Genomic DNA, 21,168 nt, shown 5'->3' with positions numbered 1-21,168 from the left:
AATATAGCCCACAATCGCCCGGAATTCGCCCTTTTCGCACCTGGAGGAGACCCGCGCATGCCCGGTTATTCGGACCCCGGCTTCGATACCCTGGCACTCCATGCAGGTGCCGCGCCCGACCCGTCCACCGGCGCACGCGCCGTACCGATCCACCTGACCACCTCCTTCGTGTTCGACTCCAGCGACCACGCGCAGGCGCTGTTCAACCTGGAGCGCGCGGGGCACGTCTACTCGCGCATCAGCAACCCGACCAATGCCGTGCTGGAACAGCGCGTGGCCGCGCTCGAGGGCGGCATCGGCGCCATCGCCACGGCCAGCGGCCAGGCCGCGCTGCACCTGGCCATCGCCACGCTGGCGAGCGCCGGCGGCCACGTGGTCGCCAGCACCGCGCTGTACGGCGGCTCGCAGAACCTGCTGCACTACACGCTGCGCCGCTTCGGCATCGCCACCACCTTCGTGCCGCCCGGCGACCTGGACGGCTGGCGCGCCGCGATCCGGCCCGAGACGCGGCTGCTGTTCGGCGAGACCGTGGGCAACCCGGGGTTGGACGTACTGGACATCCCGGCCGTCGCCGCCATCGCGCACGAGGCCGGCGTGCCGCTGCTGGTCGATTCCACGCTGACCTCGCCCTGGCTGATCAAGCCCTTCGAACACGGCGCGGACCTGGTCTACCACTCGGCCACCAAGTTCCTGTCGGGCCACGGCACCGTGGTCGGCGGCGTGCTGGTCGACGGCGGCAGCTTCGACTGGGCGGCCGAGCACGCGCGCAGCGGCCGCTTCGCCGAACTGGCCGAGGCCTACGAGGGCTTCCACGGCATGGTGTTCGCCGAGGAGAGCACCGTCGGCGCCTTCCTGCTGCGCGCGCGGCGCGAGGGCCTGCGCGACTTCGGCGCCTGCATGAGCCCGCACACCGCCTGGCTGATCCTGCAGGGCATCGAGACGCTGCCGCTGCGCATGGAGCGGCACATGGCCAACACGCGGCGCGTCGTGGAATTCCTGGCGTCGCACCCGTTCGTCGCGCGCGTGGGGCACCCGCTGCTGCCCGGCCACCCCAGCCACGCGCTGGCCGGCCGGCTGCTGCCGCGCGGCGCCGGCGCGGTGTTCAGCTTCGACCTGCGGGGCAGCCGCGCGCAGGGCCGCGCCTTCATCGACGCGCTGCAGCTCTTCAGCCACCTGGCCAACGTGGGCGACTGCCGCTCGCTCGTGATCCACCCGGCCAGCACCACCCACTCGCGCATGAGCGACGAGGCGCTGGCGCTGGCCGGCATCGGCGCCGGCACGATCCGGCTGTCGATCGGCCTGGAGGATGCGGACGACCTGCTCGACGATCTCAGGCGCGCGCTCAAGGCCGCGGAGAAGGCGGCATGAACCTCGTCGTCCAGGGCCATGCCACCTACTGCTACACCGGCGGCCGGCCGTTCGACGCGGCCCGGCCCACGGTGGTGTTCATCCACGGCGTGCTGAACGACCACAGCGTCTGGATCCTGCAGAGCCGCTACCTCGCGCACCACGGCTTCAACGTGCTGGCGGTGGACCTGCCCGGCCACTGCCGCAGCGCCGGCGAGGCGCCGGACACGGTGGAGCAGGCCGCGGCGTTCGTCGCCGCGCTGCTCGACGCGGCCGGCGTCGGCCGCGCGGCGCTGGTCGGCCACAGCTGGGGCTCGCTGATCGCGCTGGAGGCCGCGAGCCGCCTGGGCGAGCGCGCCACGCACCTGGCGCTGGTCGGCACGGCGTTCCCGATGAAGGTCTCGCCGGCGCTGCTCGAAGCCGCGCAGAACGAGCCCGAGGCGGCCCTGCGGATGGTCAACCTGTTCTCCCGCGCCACGCTGGCCGCCCCGCCCTCGGTGCTGGGGCCGGGCACCTGGGTCTACGGCGCCGGCATGGCGCTCGGCCGGCGCGTGCTGCGCAGCAACCCGCGCGCCAACGTGTTCCACCGCGGCTTCCTGGCCTGCGACCGGTACGCGAACGGCGAGCGGGCCATCGCGCGCATCGCCTGCCCGGTGCTGTTCGTGCTCGGCACGCGGGACCAGATGACGCCGCCCAGGGCCGCGCAGGGCCTGATCGCGGCGGCGCGCGGGGCCGGCAAGGACGTGCGCGTGGCGCAGCTGGCCGTCGGCCACCACCAGATGGCCGAGGCGCCGGACGGCACGCTGTCCGCGCTGCGCGACTTCCTGGGCTGAGGGTTCAGGGCAGCGCGTCGCGCAGCAGCAGCGTGTCCCAGCGGCCCTTGCCCCACAGCGGCGCCAATGCCGCACTGCGGTCCACCAGCAGGCGCTCGAACAGCGGCGCCAGCGGCGTGCGGTCCGGGTCCGCCAGCAGCACGTGGCGCGCCTCCACGCGGCGGCCGGCGCCGCGCTCGGCGTCGTCCAGCCGCGCGACCCAGTCCAGCGCCACCAGCGCGCCGAGCGCCGGCTCCAGCTGCAGCCCGGCGGTGCCCAGCCGGCGTGCCAGCTCGCTGGCCGTCAGGCCGTGCACGCCGGCCGCGCGCGCCGCGTGCAGCTGCTGCAGCACCTCGATGGCCAGGTGGAAATGCCAGCCGTAGGCCGCGGCCGGCCGCGACACGCCGGCCACGACGCTCGGCAGGTAGGCCGCGATCACGGCGCCCAGCAGCACGATCAGCCAGGCCAGGTAGATCCACATCAGCAGGATCGGCGCCGTCGCGAAGGTGCCGTACATGGCCGAGTAGGTCGGCACCGAGCCGATGTACAGCGACAGCAGCCGCTTGGCCAGCTCGATGCCCACGGCCACCGTGATGCCGCCGCACAGCGCGTGGCTCCACTTCACCTCGCTGTTGGGCACGTAGCGGTACAGCGCGGCCATGCCCAGCGCCAGCAGGCCGAATTCCAGCGCGTCCAGCAGCACGCGCACGCCGCCGGGCATGCTGTCCACCAGCCCGCGCGAGGACGAGATCGCGTAGGAGGTCAGCGCCAGGCTGGCGCCCAGCAGCAGCGGGCCCAGCGTGATCAGCGCCCAGTAGATCAGCACGCGCTGGCCCAGCGGCCGCACGCGCCGCACGCGCCAGATGCGGTTCAGCGTGCGGTCGATCGTCAGCACCAGGGCCAGCGCGGTGGCCAGCACCAGCGCCAGGCCCAGGCCGCCGAGCCGGCTGGCCTGGCTGGCGAACTGCGTCAGGTAGCCCAGCACCTGGCGCGCGATGGTCTCGGGCACCAGGCTCTGGACCAGCCAGCGCTGCAGCAGCGACTGCAGCGTGTGGAACATCGGGAACACCGTGAACACCGCCAGCGCCACGGTGAACAGCGGCACCAGCGCCAGCGTGGTCGTGAAGGTCAGGCTGCTGGCCGTCAGCGCCAGCTGGTCCTCGCGGAAGCGCTCGCGCAGCGTCAGCGCCGTGGTACGCCACGGAAAGCCGGCCAGTTCGGCCGGCAGCGCACGCAGGCGCCCGATCAGCGCGGACAGCGAGGAGGTCGCGGCAGGCATGCTCGGTATCATGCCAGCCCCCATGCCCGCCGCCGCCCTGGACCCCGCCATCGCCTGGACCCGCCGCATCGCGGTCGCCAGCCTGCTCGGCTTGGTCGTGCTGGGCCTGGCCTGGGAGCTGTGGCTGGCGCCGCTGCGGCCCGGCGGCAGCTGGCTGGCGCTGAAGGTGCTGCCGCTGGCCGCGCCGCTGGCCGGCCTGCTGAAGAACCGCATGTACACCTACCGCTGGCTCAGCCTGCTGATCTGGCTGTACTTCACCGAAGGCGTGGTGCGCGCCTGGAGCGACCCGCTGCCGGCCGGCCGCTGGTGCGCCGCGGCCGAGCTGGCGCTGTGCCTGCTGCTGTTCGCCGCCTGCGCGGCGCACGTGCGCCTGCGCTTTCGCAATGCCCGCGCCGCCGCGGCCGCACAGGCCGCGGCGCGCGGCTGAACGAGGAACCTGACCGATGACCACCAACGAACTGCTCGACTCCCTGCGCGCCATCGTCGGCGACGCCCACGTGCTGGCCGAGGGCGACCTCGCGGCCTGGGAGCAGGACTGGCGCCGCCGCGCGCGCGGCAAAGCCCTGGCCGTGGTGCGCCCGGCCAGCACCGAGCAGGTGGCCGCGGTGGTCAAGGCCTGCGCGGCGGCCGGCGCCAGCATCGTGCCGCAGGGCGGCAACACCGGCCTGGTCTGCGGCTCCACGCCGGACGACAGCGGCCGCCAGGTGGTGCTCTCGACCCAGCGCATGCGCGCCGTGCGCGCGATCGACCCGGCCAACCTGACGATCACGGTGGAGGCCGGCTGCATCCTGCAGTCGCTGCAGGAAGAGGCCGAGAAGGCCGGCTTCCTATTCCCGCTGAGCCTGGGCTCCGAGGGCAGCTGCACCATCGGCGGCAACCTGTCCACCAACGCCGGCGGCACCCAGGTGGTGCGCTACGGCAATGCGCGCGAGCTGTGCCTGGGCCTGGAGGTCGTGACGGCCGAGGGCGAGATCTGGAGCGGCCTCACCGGCCTGCGCAAGGACAACACCGGCTACGACCTGCGCGACCTGTTCGTCGGCGCCGAGGGCACGCTGGGCATCATCACCGCCGCGACCATGAAGCTCTACCCGCTGCCGGCGGCGCAGCTGACGGCCTGGGCCGCCGTGCCCTCGATGGAGCAGGCCGTGGAGCTGCTGGGCCTGGCGCACCGCACGCTGGGCGCGGGGCTGACCGGCTTCGAAGTCATGGGCCGCTTCGCGCTGAGCCTGGTGGCCAAGCACTTCCCGCAGCAGCGCGTGCCCTTCGTCAGCGCGGCGGCCGAGGCACCCGACGAGACGCCCTGGTGCGTACTGCTGGAGAACTCCGACGACGAGTCCGAGGAACACGCGCGCGCGCGCTTCGAGCAGCTGCTGGAACGCGCCTTCGAGGCCGGCTGCGTGACCGACGCCGTGATCGCCGAGAACCTGGCGCAGGCGCGCCAGCTCTGGCACATCCGCGAGAGCATCACGCTGGCCCAGGTCGAGGAAGGCCTGAACATCAAGCACGACATCTCGATCCCGGTCTCGCGCATCCCCGAGTTCGTGCGCAAAACCGACGCGCTGCTGGCCGAGAAGCTCCCCGGCGTGCGCATGGTCGACTTCGGCCACCTGGGCGACGGCAACCTGCACTACAACGTGCAGGCGCCGGTGGACGTGCCGGCCGCGGACTTCCTGCACGCGCACGAGGACGAGGTCAACACGCTGGTCTACGACTCGGTGCGCGCGTTCGACGGCTCGATCTCCGCCGAGCACGGCGTGGGCAGCCTGAAGCAGCACAAGCTGCCGGACTACAAGTCGCCGGTGGCGCTGAAGCTGATGCGCGCGATCAAGGGTGCGCTGGATCCGCAGAACCGGATGAACCCGGGGCGTGTGCTGGAGGTCTGAACTCTCTTCCCGCTTCTTTGGGAAGAACCCGCCATGCCCCCTGACAGAGAAGAAACCGAGAGCGAGCAATCTGGAAAGAAGTCATTGAGAGGCTGGAGAAAATGGCGCTGCCTTCGGAGATTTTCGACGTGGTCGTCATATTTGTAGCAGTCAGTAGCCCCTCTCGAAATTCACTTGGTTGAGCAGTGCATCTCCCCGCATTGCGCGGCGGATGTTCTCTGCAACTTGTGGGGCTGCGGACTCTGGAGAAGTGATGCCTGCGATGTGAGGCGTGATCAGAATATCGGGGTGTGCCCAGAATGCATGCCCCGCTGGCAAAGGTTCGATCTGCGCCACGTCGAGAGTCGCCGCGGCAATACAGCCGTCTTCCAGTGCGCTCAGCAGATCGTGCTCTACCAGATGCGCACCACGCCCCATATTGACGAGAAATGTGCCGCGTTTGAAATGCTTGAACAGCGGCCACGCGAGAAGGTGGCGCGTCGCTTCTGTCAGCGGAAGTACGTTGACGACAATGTCCGCGCCGTTCACCATGTCATACAGACCGACGTCGCCAGCATAGGTGGAAACGCCGGGCACCTCCTTTTCGCTGCGGCTCCAGCCCTTAACGCAAAAGCCATCGGCCGCCAACCCAACGGCGATGGCGCTACCAATTTCACCGAGGCCAAGGATACCGACTGTCGTCTCCGCGTTCGACAGGGGCCGTTCGAATCGCCAAACGCCTTGGCGCGAACGGCTTTCGAACTCGTGGAACCTGCGATGGTAGCGATAAACAGCCGTCTTGGCATACGCGACCATGTGATGCGTTAGTGTCGGGTCGATCGAGCGCGACAACACCACTCCGCGCGGAAGCATTTCCGCCGAGAACTGGTTGATGCCCGCTGAGAGAGAGATCACGGCGCGCAGGTTAGTGAACGCCGAGAAGCCTTCGACTGGAGGCTTGTGCACCAGCACCACATCCACCAAGCTTGGTTCTGCGCACTGCGGGCCTACAGTGAAGACCATCTCCGGAAGGTGGCGCGCAAGCGCCCGCTCCCAGACCTCGGACGAATCCAGAGTACTACTGAAAAAGATGTGGGGGGTGAGGCTGGACATAGACGGATCTGTAGGCTCTTCATGCTACTCAACCGCAGCGTTCCGCGTCCGTACTATTTCTAAGGCAGCGTACTGAGATTTTTGATGCTTCAGTGCTCGCGTTCTCACTACCATTCGGCAACCATTTCTTCGCCCTTCATCATGTCCTCCGCATCAAACCACGAGTTTCGAAACTTCAACCAGCCGCTCGGGGGAGATGCGGTGCCGCGCTTTGCGGGCATCGCGACGATGATGCGCCTTCCCCATCAAGCCACGACTGATGGTCTCGACGCTTGCTTCGTCGGCGTGCCCTTCGATCTCGGAACGTCCAACCGCTCTGGTGCGCGCTTTGGCCCGCGCCAAGTGCGCAGCGAATCGGTACTCCTGCGACCCTACAACATGGCCACCCGCGCAGCGCCATTCGATTCGCTGCAGGTGGCGGACATCGGCGACGTAGCCACCAACGCCTACAACATCTTCGCTTCGATCGATCGCATCGAGAAAGCCTACGACGGCATCATCGCGAACGGCTGCAGGCCCGTGACCATCGGCGGCGACCACACCATCGCGTGGCCGATCCTGCGCGCCCTGCACCGGCGCTACGGGCCGATCGGTGTCGTCCACGTGGATGCGCATGCCGATGTCAACGACACCATGGGCGGTGAAAAGATTGCCCACGGCACGCCCTTCCGCCGTGCCGTCGAGGAAGGCCTGCTCGATTGCAACCGCGTCGTGCAAATCGGCTTACGCGGCACCGGCTATCACGCGGACGATTTCGACTGGTGCCGCCAGCAGGGCTTTCGCGTGGTGCAGGCCGAGGAATGCTGGTACAGAAGCCTAGTCCCGCTCATGAAGGAAGTAACGGAACGCGTGGGTCATGGTCCGGTCTATCTGAGCTTCGACATCGATGGCCTCGACCCTTCGTTCGCGCCAGGTACCGGCACCCCGGAAGTCGGCGGGCTCACGGTGCAGCAAGGGCTCGAGATCATCCGCGGGCTGCGCGGCCTGAACCTGGTCGGGGCCGATCTGGTCGAGATATCGCCGCCCTACGATCCCCATGGCACCACGGCCCTGGTCGGCGCCAATCTCGCCTTCGAAATGTTGTGCGTCTTGCCTGGCGTGCAATACAGGGACTGACACCCTACGGAAGGGTGATCTTGCCTGCCGGACGGCTCGATCAGCGCTGTCGGCAGCCACCGCCGTGAAGGCGGCGAAAAAAGCCGATCCGCCGGCTTGGTGCCGCCGCAAACATAGGCGCCCCTGGAACAAAGGACTATTCAGGACGAACTATTCACGGACAGGTTATAGGTAGCGATACCCACCCGCGTCCGAAGCCAGTCGACAAAACCGGCCACTAACGGGCTGTCGCAAATTTCAGGCCGACACACAATGTAATAGGCGTGCTTGGCCGTAATGGCTGTATTAAACAACCGGACAAGATCTCCTTTGAGAAGATCGTCGCCAACCAACAGGCTGTCCCCCAGCGCCGCACCTTGTCCATGCAGGGCTGACTCAATGGCGCTGTGCGCATTTCCCATCTCCGCCATTCGAAAGCCGTCGGAATTTGCACCTGTCGCCAGCAACCAACGCGTCCATTCGGTCCCATCGTCCTCGCACAGCAAGACGTGACGCTTCAGGTCATTCAGTTCATGCAAGCCCCCTGCTGCATTGGTCATCGCCGGACTGCACACTGGAAAAAGTTCGACGTGGCTGAGCAGTTTCACTTGTCGATTAGGCCAGATGCCCGTGCCATAGCGGATGCAAACATCCACCGAAAGCAGGTAAACCTCCTTGTCATCGTTCGATGTGATCAATTTGAAGTTCACGTCAGGATGAGCCAACAGAAACTCCCCGATGTGACGCGTGATAAGGCGCGAAGTCAATCCAATGGGGGCCGAGACGACAAGATCGCCCCTCATCGCTGAATCGTTGAGATTGGCTGCCGCGACCGCGATCATCTGAAATGCGGCACGGATCGAAGGTAGAAGCGCTTCTCCATGCGGCGTGAGTTTCAACCGGGTCTTGTTGCGGGTGAAAAGTTGCACGCCAAGCGCATCTTCCAGGATGCGCAGCTGATGGCTGACTGCGCTCGGCGTCACGCTCAGCTCGTCCGCGGCCTTGACCACGGTGAGGTGACGGGCCGTGGCATCGAAGGCACGCAAGGCGTTCAACGGCGGAAGACGAGTACGCACTTTTGGATGTTTCACATGGTCCAGCATCGGATCGTATTCTTGAGTTTCATGCGGGGAATTAAGGCATGCAAGATTCGAGCCACAATCCGTATTTTCCCGCATCTAGCGCTTCTTTGAAGTGATGCGATGCTGAGTTTTTTTGAGTGTCGGAGTGTTATTAATCTCAGTTCTCGGCGGGGTTGATGATCCCTAACATACAGTCCATCTCCTCTCCATGGCAGCGATATGGAACAGCAAGACTCTAGTGCACAAGTGACGCAGCGTCTCTGGGGCGCCCGATTCAAATCAGAACCTTCGGCGGCGCTGAAGGCACTGTCCCGCTCGGCACCAAGCTTTTTCAGACTTGTGCCGTATGACTTGGCGGGCTCGCGCGCTCATGCCCGAGAGTTGAACCGTGCCGGCGTACTGCAAGCCGACGAGTTGACACAACTTCTGGCTGCGGTCGATGCGATTGAGCTCGAATTTTCTGCTGGAGAGTTGAATCCTATCGAGACAGACGAAGACGTACATACCTTTCTAGAACGCGTATTGACGTCACGGCTCGGCTCCATAGGTGGCAAGCTGCGCGCCGGGCGCTCGCGCAATGACCAATCCGCCAACGACCTAAAGTTGTACCTGCGCGACCGGGCTCGCACGATCACGAGCGCTGTACTGGAACTGCAGGGCGCGCTCATCGCTCAGGCCGAAACGCACATCGGCACCTTGTCGGCGGGCTTCACGCATCTGCAGCCTGCACAGCCCATCGTGTTCGCGCATCACCTGATGGCGCATGCGCAGGCTGTGGGTCGCAACATCGAGCGCTTCATCGATTGGGACCGTCGCAGCGCTCGTTCACCGCTCGGCGCAGCCGCTCTGGCCGGCTCGGCCATCTGCCGTTCTCCGGAACTGTCTGCGGTGGAACTTGGTTATGACGCACCTTGTGAGAATTCGATCGATGCAGTTGGGTCGCGCGATCACGTGTGCGAGTTCCTGTTCATCACGAGCATGCTGTCGGTAGAACTCTCTCGCTTGTCGGAGGAGGTCATTCTCTGGTCCTCACGGCAGTTCCGATGGGTCGATCTCGACGATGGCTATTGCACCGGAAGCTCCATCATGCCGCAGAAGAAAAATCCGGACATCGCCGAATTGAGCCGCGGCAAGGCTGGTCGTCTGATCGGGAATCTCGTCACCATGCTGTCAGCGCTGAAATCGCTGCCGCTCGCCTACAACCGCGACATGGGCGAAGACAAGAACGCCGTCTTCGACAGTATCGACACCCTGGCACTGGTACTTCCAGCCATAGCTGGAATGATCCGCACGATGCGCGTCAATGTCGACGAGTTGCAGCGCCAGGCCCCTCTTGGTTTCACGCTGGCAACCGAGGTTGCCGACTGGCTGGCATTGCGCGGTGTGCCATTCAACGAAGCCCACGAGATCACAGGCGCACTGGTCAAGGCCTGCGAAGCGCGGCAGATCGAACTCGGTCAACTCCCTCCCGACGTGCTTGCGGAAGTCGATGCCCGACTCACGCCCGACGTACTTGAGCACTTGACATTGGAAGCCGCCGTCTCTGCCAGAACTGGCCAGGGCGGCACCTCTCCTGATCGGGTGTGCGAACAGATCAACCGGCTCAAGCTCATGCTGGAGCACCAGGCCCAATGGGTAGCCAACTATCGGGGGCCGCGATGCTGACCACGAACGCTCCTGCTACGCCAGCTTCGGGCAACTTGTCCGAATTGACCAGCATCTCCCACTTGCAACACGTACCTCGCCGCTATTGGGGGCGGTATCTTGCGACTGCACTGATCATTGTTGGCCTTTTGTTCATCGCAAATGCCTTCGCGCGCGGCCAGATCGAATGGAGCTACGTTGGCCAGTTCCTAGCTGCGCCGGTCATCCTTGAGGGACTATTCAACACCCTGGTAATGAGCATCCTCGCAATGGCGCTAGGCGTCGTGCTCGGTGTCGTCACGGCAGTAATGCGCCTGTCGGTCAACCCAGTGCTGAGCTGGGTCGCACGAGGCTACACATGGCTGTTCAGAGGCATGCCGGCGATCCTGCAGCTGCTGCTGTGGTTCAACCTGGCGCTGGTGTTCCCGACCATAGGAATTCCAGGCCTCTGGGAGTGGAAAACCGTCGATGTGATGACACCGTTCCTAGCAGCCTTGCTGGGCTTGGGTATCAATCAGGGTGCTTACACCTCGGAAGTCGTCCGAGCAGGACTGTTGTCGGTGGACGTAGGTCAATATGAAGCGGCGAAGGCCATCGGCATGCCACGCTTACAAGCGCTGAACCGCATCATCCTCCCGCAAGCCATGCGCGTGATCGTTCCGCCAATCGGCAATGAGTTCGTTGGCATGATCAAGCTGACTTCACTTGCCAGTGTGATCCAGTTCGCCGAAATCCTGCACAACGCTCAGAACATCTATTACGCCAACAACCGTGTGATCGAGTTGCTGATCGTTGCAAGCATTTGGTATCTGGTCGCCGTCACGATTCTTTCGATAATTCAATCGCGGATTGAAGCATTCTATGCGCGTGGTGCGGGACGCACCTCCGGGAGGCAGTGAGTCATGGCAAGCGTTCAACCTATCGTGCGCGCAATCGATTTGCAGAAATCCTTCGGCGACTTCGTTGCTCTCCCTGGACTTACGCTCGACGTTTCTCCAGGCGAAGTTCTTTGCGTGATCGGTCCCTCAGGTTCAGGGAAGAGTACGTTTCTGCGTTGCATTAATCAGCTCGAAGAGGTCACCGGCGGTGCGCTCTGGGTCTGTGGCGAACTGGTTGGATTCAGGCTGGTCGGCAACAAGCTGTACACGCTATCCGACTCGGAGATTGCTCGCCAGCGGCTGAAGACTGGGATGGTGTTCCAGCGCTGGAATTTGTTTCCGCACAAGACGGTCCTCGAGAACATCATGGAAGGTCCTGTGCAAGTATTGAAACGACCACGTGCCCAAGTTCAAACTGAAGCGCTCGCGCTGCTTGACAGGGTGGGAATGAGCGCAAAGCGCGATGCGTTTCCGATAGAACTCTCCGGGGGTCAGCAGCAACGTGTTGCAATCGCCCGAGCGCTCGCCATGAAGCCAGAGTTAATGCTATTCGACGAGCCGACATCAGCGCTTGATCCGGAACTGGTAGGCGAGGTGCTGGCTGTGATGCGCGATCTTGCCAAGAGCGGCATGACGATGATTGTCGTAACGCATGAGCTAGGTTTTGCGCGCGATGTGGCGACACGCGTCATGTTCATGGACAAGGGCGCGGTCGTCGAAACCGGCGACCCGTCAGAGGTTCTTTCGACACCGCAGCATCCCCGCACGAGGGAATTCATCGCCGCAGTACGCGGCTGAGCGAATTTTTCCTATCATCAAAATACCCGACCCTTCAGTTGAAGGCTCGCCTATTGGTATTGGTCTTCTTTCATAGGGGTTGAATCATGCTTTCAAAATCCATCCACCGTCTGGCCCTCTTCGCAGGTACTTTCGCCTTCCTCCTACCAGCAGCGCACGCGCAGACGGCTCGCATCAAGGGCGCACCGATCACAGCAGGCATCGTTTCAAACTACCCACCACTGGATTTCAAAGATCCCGCCACAGGTAAGCTGACCGGTTTCGATGTGGAACTGGGCGAAGCGCTTGCTGCCAAGCTTGGCACTACGGTCAAATGGCAGGAAACGAGTTTTGACCAGATGATGAGTTCGCTGGCCACGGGCCGCATCGACATCATCCTATCGGCCATGACCGACCTCCCTGCACGGCGCGATACCGTCAAGTTCATCAACTACCTCAAGACTGGGCCACATTTCTACGTGATCAAGGGGCGTGCCGCCGAACTCGCCAATATGGTCAGCATGTGTGGGAAAAAGGTAGGTGCAAGCCGGCGTACGGCATTTCCAGCTGATATCGCGAAGTGGAGCGATGAAAACTGCGTGAAGGCCGGAAAACCGCCAATCGTCGTTACTGGCACCGACGGATCGGCCGACGCACGAACGCAATTGCGCCAAGGGCGTCTTGACGCTGCAGTTCAGGGCGGTGAGACATTGCCCTACCTGATGAAGCAGGAGCCAAACACCTACGCGCCGATCGGAAGACCCCTGGTGATTCAGTACATCGGGTTGGGGGTGACGCGCAAGGACGACGCCCTGGCCTCAGAATTGAGCGGTGCCTTGGGTAGCCTGATCGCCGACGGCAGCTACGCCAAAATCGTTGAGAAGTGGGGACTGCAAGACTACGCAGTGTCCAAGGTGATCATCGACAGTGCCGAGTGAGTGCCGACGCGTACGGAGCCTCGCGAATGGATCGCAGTGATGCGCCAGCCAGTCTTTGGCCCGTGGGCATGCAGTCCAGTGTGGTGCTCGCCTTCGACGTAGCCCCACCGGCGGCGCAATGCTTGACGGCTCGCTCTTTGGCGCAATCCGACGGTGCAGCCCTGCGACTCGGCCACTTCTGCTCCCGCACGACCTTCAACGACCTGCCGCCCGAAGTCGTCACGCGTGCCAAGCGCCATATTCTCGATACCTTTGGTGCCGCGCTGGCCGGCAGCGCAGCCATTGAGCCGCGCGCGGTGATGCGCATGCTCGCCGCAGAGCCTAGCGTCGGCAGTTCCCCAGCATGGGGTACGACGCACGTGCTCGGCAGCCGTGACACGGCCTTCGCGAACGGCGTGGCGGCGCATGCGCTGGAGCTGGACGACACTGGCGGCTGCGACCATTCCGGCGCCGTCGTGCTGCCAGCGGCATTGGCGGCGCTCTCGGTACCTGTGTTGCAAGCACGCGTGGTTTCTGGCCGTGACCTGATCACTGCCGTGGTGCTGGGCTATGACGTCAGTCGGCGCGTGCTCGAAGCCTGCGGTGGCTACTCGCCGCACAACGGCAAGGGCTGGCATTCGACCGCGACCTGCGGCACGTTCGGCGCTGCTGCTGCTGTTGCGCATTTGTTCCGCCTCGACGCGGAGCGGACGACCTCGGCGCTTGGCCATGCAGCGAGTTTCAGCGGCGGGCTGTGGGCTTTCATCCACGATGCCTCGCAGACCAAGCGCCTGCACGCAGGCCGGGCAGCGGAAGGCGGCTTTACCGCAGCGCTGCTGGCCGCTCAGGGCGTCACTGGAGCAGCCCAGGTGTTCGACGACGTTTGGGGAGGCTTCTTCAACGCCTTTGCCTCCGAATCGAAGCAACCCGAAGCCCTGCTCGCCGAAGCGGGCAGCGTGTGGAAACTGATGCGCTGTGCCATCAAGCCGCATGCCTCTTGTCGCAGCAACCATTCAACCATTGATGCAGTGCTGCACCTCATGGCCGCTCATCCCGGCCTGGCGCAGCAAGTCGCGCACATCGATGTACGTCTCAGCAGCTTCGTGATGGATATGTGCGGTGGGCGTGATCTTGCAACATTGTCCAGCACCCAGATGAGTCTGCCCTACGCTGTAGCGATCAGTTGGATCTTCGGCGATGCGGGCTTGGCGCGCTACCTTGCACCGGCACGTGGGAATGCACGTATTGCTGCCGCAATGTCGCTGGTGCGCCTGCATGTCGATGCCCACATGCAGGCGCTGGAAGAGCCGACAGTAAGTATCACATCCACCTCGGGCGCCGTGGTGTCGCACCACGTTCCAATCCCACTTGGTGCTCCTGCCAATCCAGTCAGCGACGCGGTGCTGCGTGCCAAGTTCGACGCACTTGCCACCGTGGTGTTGCCCCGCGACCGTGCTGATGCGCTAGCTGACCATGTGCTGCATCTCGACGAGATCGACGATGCGCGCGCACTGCTGCCATTGCTCGCTGGGCATGCCGCTCAACACGAATCGATCCACTGAACTCTTAACGCTTCGCCGTCCTTCCCGTCATACCCGATCCGTACCATGAAAAAAAGCCGTCGCCGAACCCTCCTCCCCCTATTCACGGCGATTCCTCGCCTCGCTTCTAAGCATGCTCATGGCCTGACGATTCCGGATCGCATCACCAGAAACGGCACGCAGTTGTGCGATGCCGTGCCAGTGGCATCTAAGGTGCCGAATCTCAATGGCACGCTCGGGGCGAACATCGCCAAGTGGAACTCGCAAGCTAGCGCGATCAACCACGTAGCCGTCAACGAAGGGTGATGCCATGAAAGCTTTCGAATCTGGTGAGTGGGCAACGCGCTGCGACCTCGCTGCCCTTTACCGAGTGGTTGCACACTTCCGCATGACCGACCTGATCGACACGCACATCACGGCTCGCGTGCCAGGCCCGGAGGCGCACTTTCTCATCAACCGCTACGGCCTTCTATTTGGAGAAATGCGTGCTTCGGACCTGGTGAAAATCGATCTCGATGGTCAGGTGGTGGATGATCGAGTTGGAAGCGAAGCACCGCTTGGCTTCAACCAAGCGGGCTTCACCATTCATTCGGCGGTACATGGTGCGCGCCCAGATCTACATTGGGTCATACATACGCATACCGCCGCAGGGGCCGCCGTTTCGGCTCAGGAAGCAGGTCTGTTGCCCATCAGCCAGCACGCTCTGAAGTTTCATGGACGGCTGGCATATCACGACTATGAGGGCATTGCGCTCGACCTCAGCGAGCGGAAGCGCCTGGTGAAGGATCTCGGCCGTAGAAACGCCATGATCTTGCGTAATCATGGCGTGCTGGTCGGCGGGGCGACAGTAGCCGATGCTTTTCATGAGCTCTGGTTCTTGGAGCGCGCCTGCCAGATTCAAGTGCAGGCCTTGGCTGGCGGCACGGCGATCCGCACGCCACCCCTCGCTGTGCAGGAACGGACCGCCGAACAATTCGAGACGGATGACTCAGCAGATATTGTCCAGTTAACCTGGCAGGCGGCCCGCCGCCTCATTGAAGCGCAGCGCGCTGAGTATGAAGCTTGAACAACATGCCTATCGGCCGAGATGACGCCCGAATCGTTTTGAGCATCACCTCCGGATCTCTGCGATATAGACCCGGGGGCGTCTCGCATATCGCGGGAGTCCGACGATCGCCGTGACCCTGACGGTCAGGCTACTACGCGTGTACTTGCAATGTCGGTGGCGCCGTCGAACTGGTGGCACCAAACTCCGCGAAGACACAACTCATTTCTCCTCAACGAGGTGAACTCGCTGCACAGCCATCAGCGCCGAGTTGAAATTGCACGAGCAGCTTTCGAGTGGCGATTGGGACTACGGCTACGCAAGCCGGATGAAGTGCATGCGCATAGAATCTGCGCATTCGTTCCTGCAGGAAAGCGTCCGCATGCCACGTTTCGACAATGCTCCCAAGCGAGCCACCAACCTGTCGCTGAACGCCAAGGTGCTGGACATGGCGCGCGCACTGGGCATGAACCTGTCGCAGACAGTCGACGAACTGTTGGCAGCCGAGGTCAGGCGCCGCTACTGGGAACGCTGGAACGCCGAGAACAAGGAAGCCGTGGCCGCGTACAACGCCCGCATCGCCAAAGAAGGTCTGCCGCTGGCCAAGTACCGCAGTTTCTGAGCATGGCGCGCTTCGATGTCTTTCGTCATCCCGATGCGCAGCTGCGCGAGTCCACGCCCTACCTGCTGGACATCCAGAACGACTACATCAGCAGCCTCGACACCCGCGTCGTGCTGCCGCTACGGGCCGCCCGGCTGTCCGGTCCGCCGATGCGGGACCTGAACCCCTGCTTCGACATCGATGGTGACGCCGTCGTGCTCGACACACCGGCCATCGCGGCCTTCCCGGCCGCAGAATTGCGCCATCCCGTGTCGAATCTGCGGCTCCAGTCCGACCAGATCATCGGCGCGCTCGACACCCTTTTCGGCTCCTATTGACATGCCCCCCCGCCCGATCCGCTCCCAGTACGAAGACTTCATGCGCCACGTCCACACCCATGGCGTGGCCAAGGGCGACCGCACCGGCACCGGCACCAAGAGCGTGTTCGGCCACCAGATGCGCTTCGACCTGTCCGAGGGCTTTCCGCTGGTCACGACGAAGAAGGTGCACCTGAAGTCCATCGTCCTGGAGCTGCTGTGGTTCCTGCGCGGCGACGGCAACGCGCGCTGGCTGCAGGAGCGCGGCGTGACGATCTGGGACGAGTGGGCCGGCCCCGACGGCGACCTGGGCCCGGTCTACGGCGTGCAGTGGCGCTCCTGGCCGACGCCGGACGGCGGCCACGTCGACCAGATCGCCGAGGTCGTGCAGCAGCTCAGGGCCAACCCCGATTCGCGCCGCATCATCGTCAGCGCCTGGAACGTGGCCGACCTGCCGAAGATGGCGCTGATGCCCTGCCACGCCTTCTTCCAGTTCTACGTGGCCGAGGGCCGGCTCAGCTGCCAGCTCTACCAGCGCAGCGCCGACATCTTCCTCGGCGTGCCGTTCAACATCGCCAGCTACGCGCTGCTAACCCACATGCTGGCGCAGCAGTGCGACCTGCAGGTCGGCGACTTCATCTGGACCGGCGGCGACTGCCACATCTACAGCAACCACGTGGAGCAGGTCGAGCTGCAGCTGGGCCGCGCGCCCTACCCCTACCCGGTGCTGAACATCCGGCGCCGGCCGGCATCGATCTTCGACTACGCGTACGAGGACTTCGAGATGCTCGACTACCAGCACCATCCGGCCATCAAGGCGCCGGTGGCGGTATGACGAGCTTCCACCTGATCTGGGCCCAGGCGGCCAACGGCGTGATCGGCAAGGACAACGCCCTGCCCTGGCGGCTGCCCGAGGACATGGCGCACTTCAAGGCCGTCACGGCGGGCTGCCCGGTGCTGATGGGCCGCCGGACCTGGGAGTCGCTGCCGCCGAAGTTCCGCCCGCTGCCGGGCCGCCGCAACCTGGTGCTGACACGCCAGGCCGGCTGGCAAGCCGACGGCGCCACCCGCGTGGCCACGCTGGACGCGGCCGCGGCCGCCTGCGCACCCGACGCGCGCATCTGGGTCACCGGCGGCGCCGAGGTCTACGCGCTGGCGCTGCTGCGCGCCAGCACGGCCGTGATCACCGAGATCGAGGCCGACTTCGACGGCGACACCTGTGCGCCGGCCCTGGGCCCGGCCTGGCGGGAAGTCGCGCGCGAGCGCCACGTCGGCGCCTCCGGCCTGGCCTTCTCGTTCGTGACCTGGCGCAACACGGCGCTGTAGCGCGGCCTGCGCCGGCGACACCCGGCGGCCCCCGCCCGCCGCACCGCCGACGCCTGCCCCGGCTCAGCGCGGGACTGCCGGCGCGCCCGGCGGCGCGCGGCCGTGCAGCTCGCGCACCAGCAACTCGCACAGCGTCGCATACAGCGGCCGGCTGACCATGCGCGAGATCAGGCTGGCCAGCAGCGCGCAGCCGATCAGGCTCAGCACCATGGCATGGCCGTCGGTCATCTCCATCACGATGATCATGGCCGTGATCGGAGTCTGCGTAATGGCCGCGAGGAAGCCGGCCATGCCCAGCGCGATCAGCGCCGGCAGGTGGGGCGAGCCGGTGATGGCGGCGACGTCGGCGCCCCAGCTGGCGCCGATCGACAGCGCCGGCCCGAAGATGCCGCCCGGCGCGCCCGACCAGGCCGACAGCCAGGAGGCGACGAACTTCAGGCCGGTGTAGGTCAGGATGGCATGGTCCTGCGCGGACGCCGCGGCCAGCAGTTCGCGCGTATGGTGGTGCCCGCCGCCGACCGCCGCCCCCTGGCTGATCAGGCCGATCAGCGCCACGACGAAGCCGCAGCCCGCGGCGAAGCGCACCGGGTAGCGCCGGCGCCAGTCGCTGAACCGGTCCGGCAGCCCGGTGGCGCCGGCGATCGACAGGCGCGCCAGCAGCCCGCCGGCCAGCCCGCAGCCCAGCGCGACCAGCGTCCCGGGCAGCAGCAGGTTCCACCAGTCCAGCAGGTCCACGTGGACGCGGCCGAAGTACGAGAAGTTGCCGAAGGCCGACACCGCGACCAGCCCGCCGACCACGATGGCCGCCAGCATCAGGCCGCTGCTGCGCTGCTCGATGCGCCGCGACAGCTCCTCGATCGCGAACACGATGCCGCCGAGCGGCGTGTTGAACGCCGCCGCCAGGCCGACGGCCCCGCCGGCCACCAGCAGGTCGCGCTCGTTGACGCCCGAACGCGGCGCCAGCCAGCGTCGCGCCGCGAACATCACGCCGGCCGCGACCTGCACCGACGGCCCCTGCCGGCCGGTCGACAGGCCGGCCAGCAGGCCGCCCGACACCACCAGGATCTTGGCGCAGGACAGCCGCAGCGAGACGAAGCGCGCGCGCTGGTCCGGCGCCACGCGCGGGTCCAGCGCGGCGCAGACCTGCGGCACGCCCGAGCCGCCCGCGCCCGGGCACCAGCGGCGCGTGGCCCAGACGATGGCCGCCGTCAGCGCCGGCGTCCACAGCAGCGCCAGCCAGGGGCGCTGCGTGCGCTCGGCCAGGAACCAGTCCATCGCCCCGTCGGCCAACAGCGTCAGCGCCACGACGGCCAGCCCGGCCAGGGCCGCGAAGCCCAGCACCAGCGCGCGATCCGTCCAGATGCGCAGGTCGGACAGTTCTTCGCGCAGCCTGCGCAGGAAATCGGGTTCGCGGTCCATGACCGGAAATTCTCGCAGCGCAGCGCCGCGCCGGCCCGGGCGGCAGCCGCCAGCCGCGTGCCGGGGCAACCTTGCCGCGCACGGCCTGCCATGCGCCGCTGCAGCAGTTCCCCGGGACGTCAGGTTCGGGAGGAAACAACCGCGGCCCGCGCGGCGCCAGCCGGGGACCGTCGGTCAGGCGAGGCCGCTCAGTGCACCTGCACGTCGATGCGCCGCGGCTGCGCGTGCGCCGCCTTGGGGATGCGCAGCTTCAGCACGCCCTGCACCAGCTCGGCCGAGACGCGCTCGGCGTCGAGCTCCTTGCTCAGCGTGAAGGCGCGCCGGTAGCGCGCCAGGCCCACCTCGGTGTGGCTGGAGACCAGGCCCTCGGGCACGGGCAGGTCGAACTCGGCCTCGATGGTCAGCGTGTCGGCCTCCACCTGCAGGTGCAGCCGCTCCTTGGTCACGCCGGGCAGGTCGGCGTACAGCGTGATGCCGCCGGTGTCCTCGATCACGTCCACGGGCGGCGTCAGCGCGGCGTCCAGCGGACGCTGGGCCTGCGGGGCTGCGGCAGGCTGCGACGCCCGTACCTTGGCGATGTTGCGGTCTTCCATGGCTTGCTCCTCGTTCGGGTGGTCGGTCATTGCACGGCGATGCGGCGCGGCTGGGCAGCGGCGCGGCGCTTGACGGTGACGTGCAGCACGCCGTCGCGCAAGCTGGCCTGCACGCCGTCGGGATCGGCGTCCTCGGGCATGGACAGCGCACGCCGGAACTTGCCGTCGAAGCGCTCGTTGATGTGCACGGACGCCTTGGCCTCGGCCGGCGGCAGCACGCTCTTGCGCTCACCGGCGATGCTGAGCAGGCCGCGCTCCAGGCTGACCTCCAGCGTGGCCGGGTCGACGCCGGGCGCGAAGGCGTAGATCTCGATGCTGGTGGGCGTGCCGCCCACGTTCAGGGCGGGAAAGCCCTGGCGGGCGAAGCCGCGGATGCTGGGCGACAGATCGAAGGCCTGCTGCAAGTCGCGCTGCAGGCGATCCATCTCGGCGAACACGTCGCGCGGAAACAGGGACCGGTACATGGCGAAAACCTCCGTTGTTGAATGTGGATCGGAGCCGCGCCGGATGCGTGTCCGGCGCCTCCGGCGGGAACTTGGAGGCTGGATCCGGCGCTTTCAAGAGTCCCGGCGGCGGCCCGCTGTCATCCTCAAAACGGTGGTTGTCGCCGCCTGCGGGCGGTTCCATACTGGCCCGCGCTTCCACCCTGCGCGCCTCGAGGAGATCCCCATGGCCAAGACCGCCCTGTGCATCGGCATCAACGACTACCCCGGCACCCACATGGACCTGCGCGGCTGCGTCAACGACGCGCAGGACTGGGCGGCCGAACTGGCCGCGCGCGGCTTCGCCGTCACCACGCTGCTGGACGCCCAGGCCACCAGGGCGGCGATGGCCCAGGGCTTTCAGGCCGCCGTCGGCGGCGCACAGAAGGGCGACGTGGTCGTCATCACCTACTCCGGCCACGGCACCTACGTGCCCGACCTGAACGGTGACGAGGCCGACGGCCTGGACGAGGCCCTGTGCCCCTACGACCTGCAGACCGGCGGCGGCGCGCTGCTGGACGACGAGATCCACGCCATCTTCGCCGCGCGCGCGGCCGGCGTGCGGCTGGTGCTGATCTCCGACAGCTGCCACTCGGGCACCGTCACGCGCGCCGTGCCGCAGGACACGCCCGACGACGTGCCGCGCCCGCGCTTCATGCCGATGGGCAACTGGCTGCCGCCGGCGATGCTGCCGCGCGGCGCCAGCGGCCAGCCCCTGGCGCGCGTCGCGCAGGCCAGCGGCGCCTCGGCGTTCGCCAAGGCGGCCTCGCGCGCGGCCGGCGACCTGCTGCTGGCCGGCTGCCAGGAAGGCCCCAACAACTTCAGCTACGACGCCCGCATCAACGGGCGGCCCTGCGGCGCGTTCAGCTACTACGCGCTGAAGGCGCTGCGCAGCCTGCCGCCCAGCGCCAGCTACGCCGACTGGCACGCCGCGATCACGCCGGGCAGCCTGCCCTCGGCCAGCTACCCGCAAAGCCCTCAGATCTTCGGCAACGCGGCGGCGCGCAGGCGCAAGGTGTTCACGTGATCCCGCACCCG

General features: G+C 65.9%; 23 protein-coding genes. 17 read left to right on the top strand and 6 right to left on the bottom strand.

The window, feature by feature from the left end; genetic code table 11:
* The first annotated feature begins 57 nt into the window (after nt 1-57).
* On the top strand, nt 58-1,368 hold the full coding sequence (locus QM782_RS14370) for an O-acetylhomoserine aminocarboxypropyltransferase (RefSeq protein ID WP_415203584.1): 1,311 nt from the start codon (nt 58-60) through the stop codon (nt 1,366-1,368).
* Entirely contained in the window at nt 1,365-2,180 is an 816-nt protein-coding gene (locus QM782_RS14365) for an alpha/beta fold hydrolase (RefSeq protein WP_415203583.1), read from the top strand. Before QM782_RS14370 ends, QM782_RS14365 begins: the two co-directional genes overlap by 4 nt.
* Before the next feature lie 4 nt (nt 2,181-2,184).
* On the opposite strand, the gene QM782_RS14360 is transcribed toward QM782_RS14365, so the two are convergent.
* On the bottom strand, nt 2,185-3,438 hold the full coding sequence (locus tag QM782_RS14360; RefSeq protein ID WP_415203582.1) for a YihY family inner membrane protein: 1,254 nt from the start codon (nt 3,436-3,438) through the stop codon (nt 2,185-2,187).
* Nucleotides 3,439-3,460: 22 nt separating this feature from the next.
* Here QM782_RS14360 and QM782_RS14355 point away from each other — a divergent pair, with 22 nt between their 5' ends.
* Nucleotides 3,461-3,865 carry a DUF2069 domain-containing protein gene (locus QM782_RS14355; RefSeq protein ID WP_415203581.1) on the top strand — a complete coding sequence of 135 codons (405 nt, stop codon included), beginning with the start codon at nt 3,461-3,463 and terminating at the stop codon, nt 3,863-3,865.
* Nucleotides 3,866-3,881: 16 nt separating this feature from the next.
* Nucleotides 3,882-5,321 carry an FAD-binding oxidoreductase gene (locus tag QM782_RS14350; protein ID WP_415203580.1) on the top strand — a complete coding sequence of 480 codons (1,440 nt, stop codon included), beginning with the start codon at nt 3,882-3,884 and terminating at the stop codon, nt 5,319-5,321.
* Between the two features lie 150 nt (nt 5,322-5,471).
* Here QM782_RS14350 and QM782_RS14345 read toward each other — a convergent pair whose 3' ends face one another.
* Nucleotides 5,472-6,413, bottom strand: coding sequence for a 2-hydroxyacid dehydrogenase (locus tag QM782_RS14345; RefSeq protein ID WP_415203579.1), 942 nt, complete (start codon nt 6,411-6,413; stop codon nt 5,472-5,474).
* Between the two features lie 141 nt (nt 6,414-6,554).
* On the opposite strand from QM782_RS14345, the gene speB reads away from it, so the two are divergent.
* A complete protein-coding gene (speB, locus tag QM782_RS14340) occupies nt 6,555-7,529 on the top strand; it encodes an agmatinase (protein WP_415203578.1) in 975 nt (324 codons plus the stop codon).
* Nucleotides 7,530-7,669: 140 nt separating this feature from the next.
* On the opposite strand, the gene QM782_RS14335 is transcribed toward speB, so the two are convergent.
* Nucleotides 7,670-8,611 (bottom strand): LysR substrate-binding domain-containing protein, encoded by a 942-nt coding sequence (locus tag QM782_RS14335; RefSeq protein ID WP_415203577.1) that lies wholly within the window; start codon nt 8,609-8,611, stop codon nt 7,670-7,672.
* A 198-nt stretch (nt 8,612-8,809) separates the two neighbouring features.
* Here QM782_RS14335 and argH point away from each other — a divergent pair, with 198 nt between their 5' ends.
* The 11 genes from argH (at nt 8,810) to QM782_RS14280 (ending at nt 17,636) form a co-directional block, all read left to right on the top strand.
* Nucleotides 8,810-10,255, top strand: a complete 1,446-nt coding sequence (gene argH, locus QM782_RS14330) for an argininosuccinate lyase (RefSeq protein ID WP_415203576.1) — start codon at nt 8,810-8,812, stop codon at nt 10,253-10,255.
* Nucleotides 10,249-11,133, top strand: a complete 885-nt coding sequence (locus QM782_RS14325) for an amino acid ABC transporter permease (protein ID WP_415203575.1) — start codon at nt 10,249-10,251, stop codon at nt 11,131-11,133. Before argH ends, QM782_RS14325 begins: the two co-directional genes overlap by 7 nt.
* Before the next feature lie 3 nt (nt 11,134-11,136).
* Nucleotides 11,137-11,910 (top strand): amino acid ABC transporter ATP-binding protein, encoded by a 774-nt coding sequence (locus QM782_RS14320; RefSeq protein WP_415203574.1) that lies wholly within the window; start codon nt 11,137-11,139, stop codon nt 11,908-11,910.
* Between the two features lie 86 nt (nt 11,911-11,996).
* Nucleotides 11,997-12,827, top strand: coding sequence for an ABC transporter substrate-binding protein (locus tag QM782_RS14315; RefSeq protein ID WP_415203573.1), 831 nt, complete (start codon nt 11,997-11,999; stop codon nt 12,825-12,827).
* A gap of 26 nt (nt 12,828-12,853) precedes the next feature.
* On the top strand, nt 12,854-14,368 hold the full coding sequence (locus QM782_RS14310) for an MmgE/PrpD family protein (protein ID WP_415203572.1): 1,515 nt from the start codon (nt 12,854-12,856) through the stop codon (nt 14,366-14,368).
* A gap of 45 nt (nt 14,369-14,413) precedes the next feature.
* A complete protein-coding gene (locus QM782_RS14305; protein ID WP_415203571.1) occupies nt 14,414-14,653 on the top strand; it encodes a hypothetical protein in 240 nt (79 codons plus the stop codon).
* Between the two features lie 4 nt (nt 14,654-14,657).
* Nucleotides 14,658-15,413: a class II aldolase/adducin family protein gene (locus tag QM782_RS14300; RefSeq protein WP_415203570.1), complete on the top strand. Its 756-nt coding sequence runs from the start codon at nt 14,658-14,660 to the stop codon at nt 15,411-15,413.
* A gap of 361 nt (nt 15,414-15,774) precedes the next feature.
* Nucleotides 15,775-16,014, top strand: a complete 240-nt coding sequence (locus tag QM782_RS14295) for a type II toxin-antitoxin system CcdA family antitoxin (RefSeq protein ID WP_415203569.1) — start codon at nt 15,775-15,777, stop codon at nt 16,012-16,014.
* Nucleotides 16,015-16,016: 2 nt separating this feature from the next.
* The gene (locus QM782_RS14290) at nt 16,017-16,331 is read left to right on the top strand and encodes a CcdB family protein (protein ID WP_415203568.1); all 315 of its coding nucleotides are present in this window, start codon (nt 16,017-16,019) and stop codon (nt 16,329-16,331) included.
* Between the two features lies 1 nt (nt 16,332).
* Nucleotides 16,333-17,145: a thymidylate synthase gene (locus tag QM782_RS14285; protein WP_415203567.1), complete on the top strand. Its 813-nt coding sequence runs from the start codon at nt 16,333-16,335 to the stop codon at nt 17,143-17,145.
* Nucleotides 17,142-17,636, top strand: coding sequence for a dihydrofolate reductase (locus tag QM782_RS14280; protein ID WP_415203566.1), 495 nt, complete (start codon nt 17,142-17,144; stop codon nt 17,634-17,636). Before QM782_RS14285 ends, QM782_RS14280 begins: the two co-directional genes overlap by 4 nt.
* Before the next feature lie 63 nt (nt 17,637-17,699).
* On the opposite strand, the gene QM782_RS14275 is transcribed toward QM782_RS14280, so the two are convergent.
* From QM782_RS14275 to QM782_RS14265, 3 genes are all read right to left on the bottom strand, one after another.
* Entirely contained in the window at nt 17,700-19,055 is a 1,356-nt protein-coding gene (locus tag QM782_RS14275) for a chloride channel protein (protein ID WP_415203565.1), read from the bottom strand.
* Nucleotides 19,056-19,243: 188 nt separating this feature from the next.
* Entirely contained in the window at nt 19,244-19,648 is a 405-nt protein-coding gene (locus QM782_RS14270; protein WP_415203564.1) for an Hsp20/alpha crystallin family protein, read from the bottom strand.
* Between the two features lie 26 nt (nt 19,649-19,674).
* Nucleotides 19,675-20,112 carry an Hsp20/alpha crystallin family protein gene (locus tag QM782_RS14265; RefSeq protein WP_415203563.1) on the bottom strand — a complete coding sequence of 146 codons (438 nt, stop codon included), beginning with the start codon at nt 20,110-20,112 and terminating at the stop codon, nt 19,675-19,677.
* A 205-nt stretch (nt 20,113-20,317) separates the two neighbouring features.
* Between QM782_RS14265 and QM782_RS14260 the strand changes: the two genes are divergently transcribed.
* Nucleotides 20,318-21,157 carry a caspase family protein gene (locus tag QM782_RS14260; protein ID WP_415203562.1) on the top strand — a complete coding sequence of 280 codons (840 nt, stop codon included), beginning with the start codon at nt 20,318-20,320 and terminating at the stop codon, nt 21,155-21,157.
* Nucleotides 21,158-21,168: the final 11 nt, after the last annotated feature.

It is taken from the genome of Pseudorhodoferax sp. (assembly GCF_047601025.1).
Taxonomy (GTDB): domain Bacteria; phylum Pseudomonadota; class Gammaproteobacteria; order Burkholderiales; family Burkholderiaceae_C; genus Pseudorhodoferax.
This window is presented reverse-complemented; position numbering and strand designations above follow the sequence as displayed.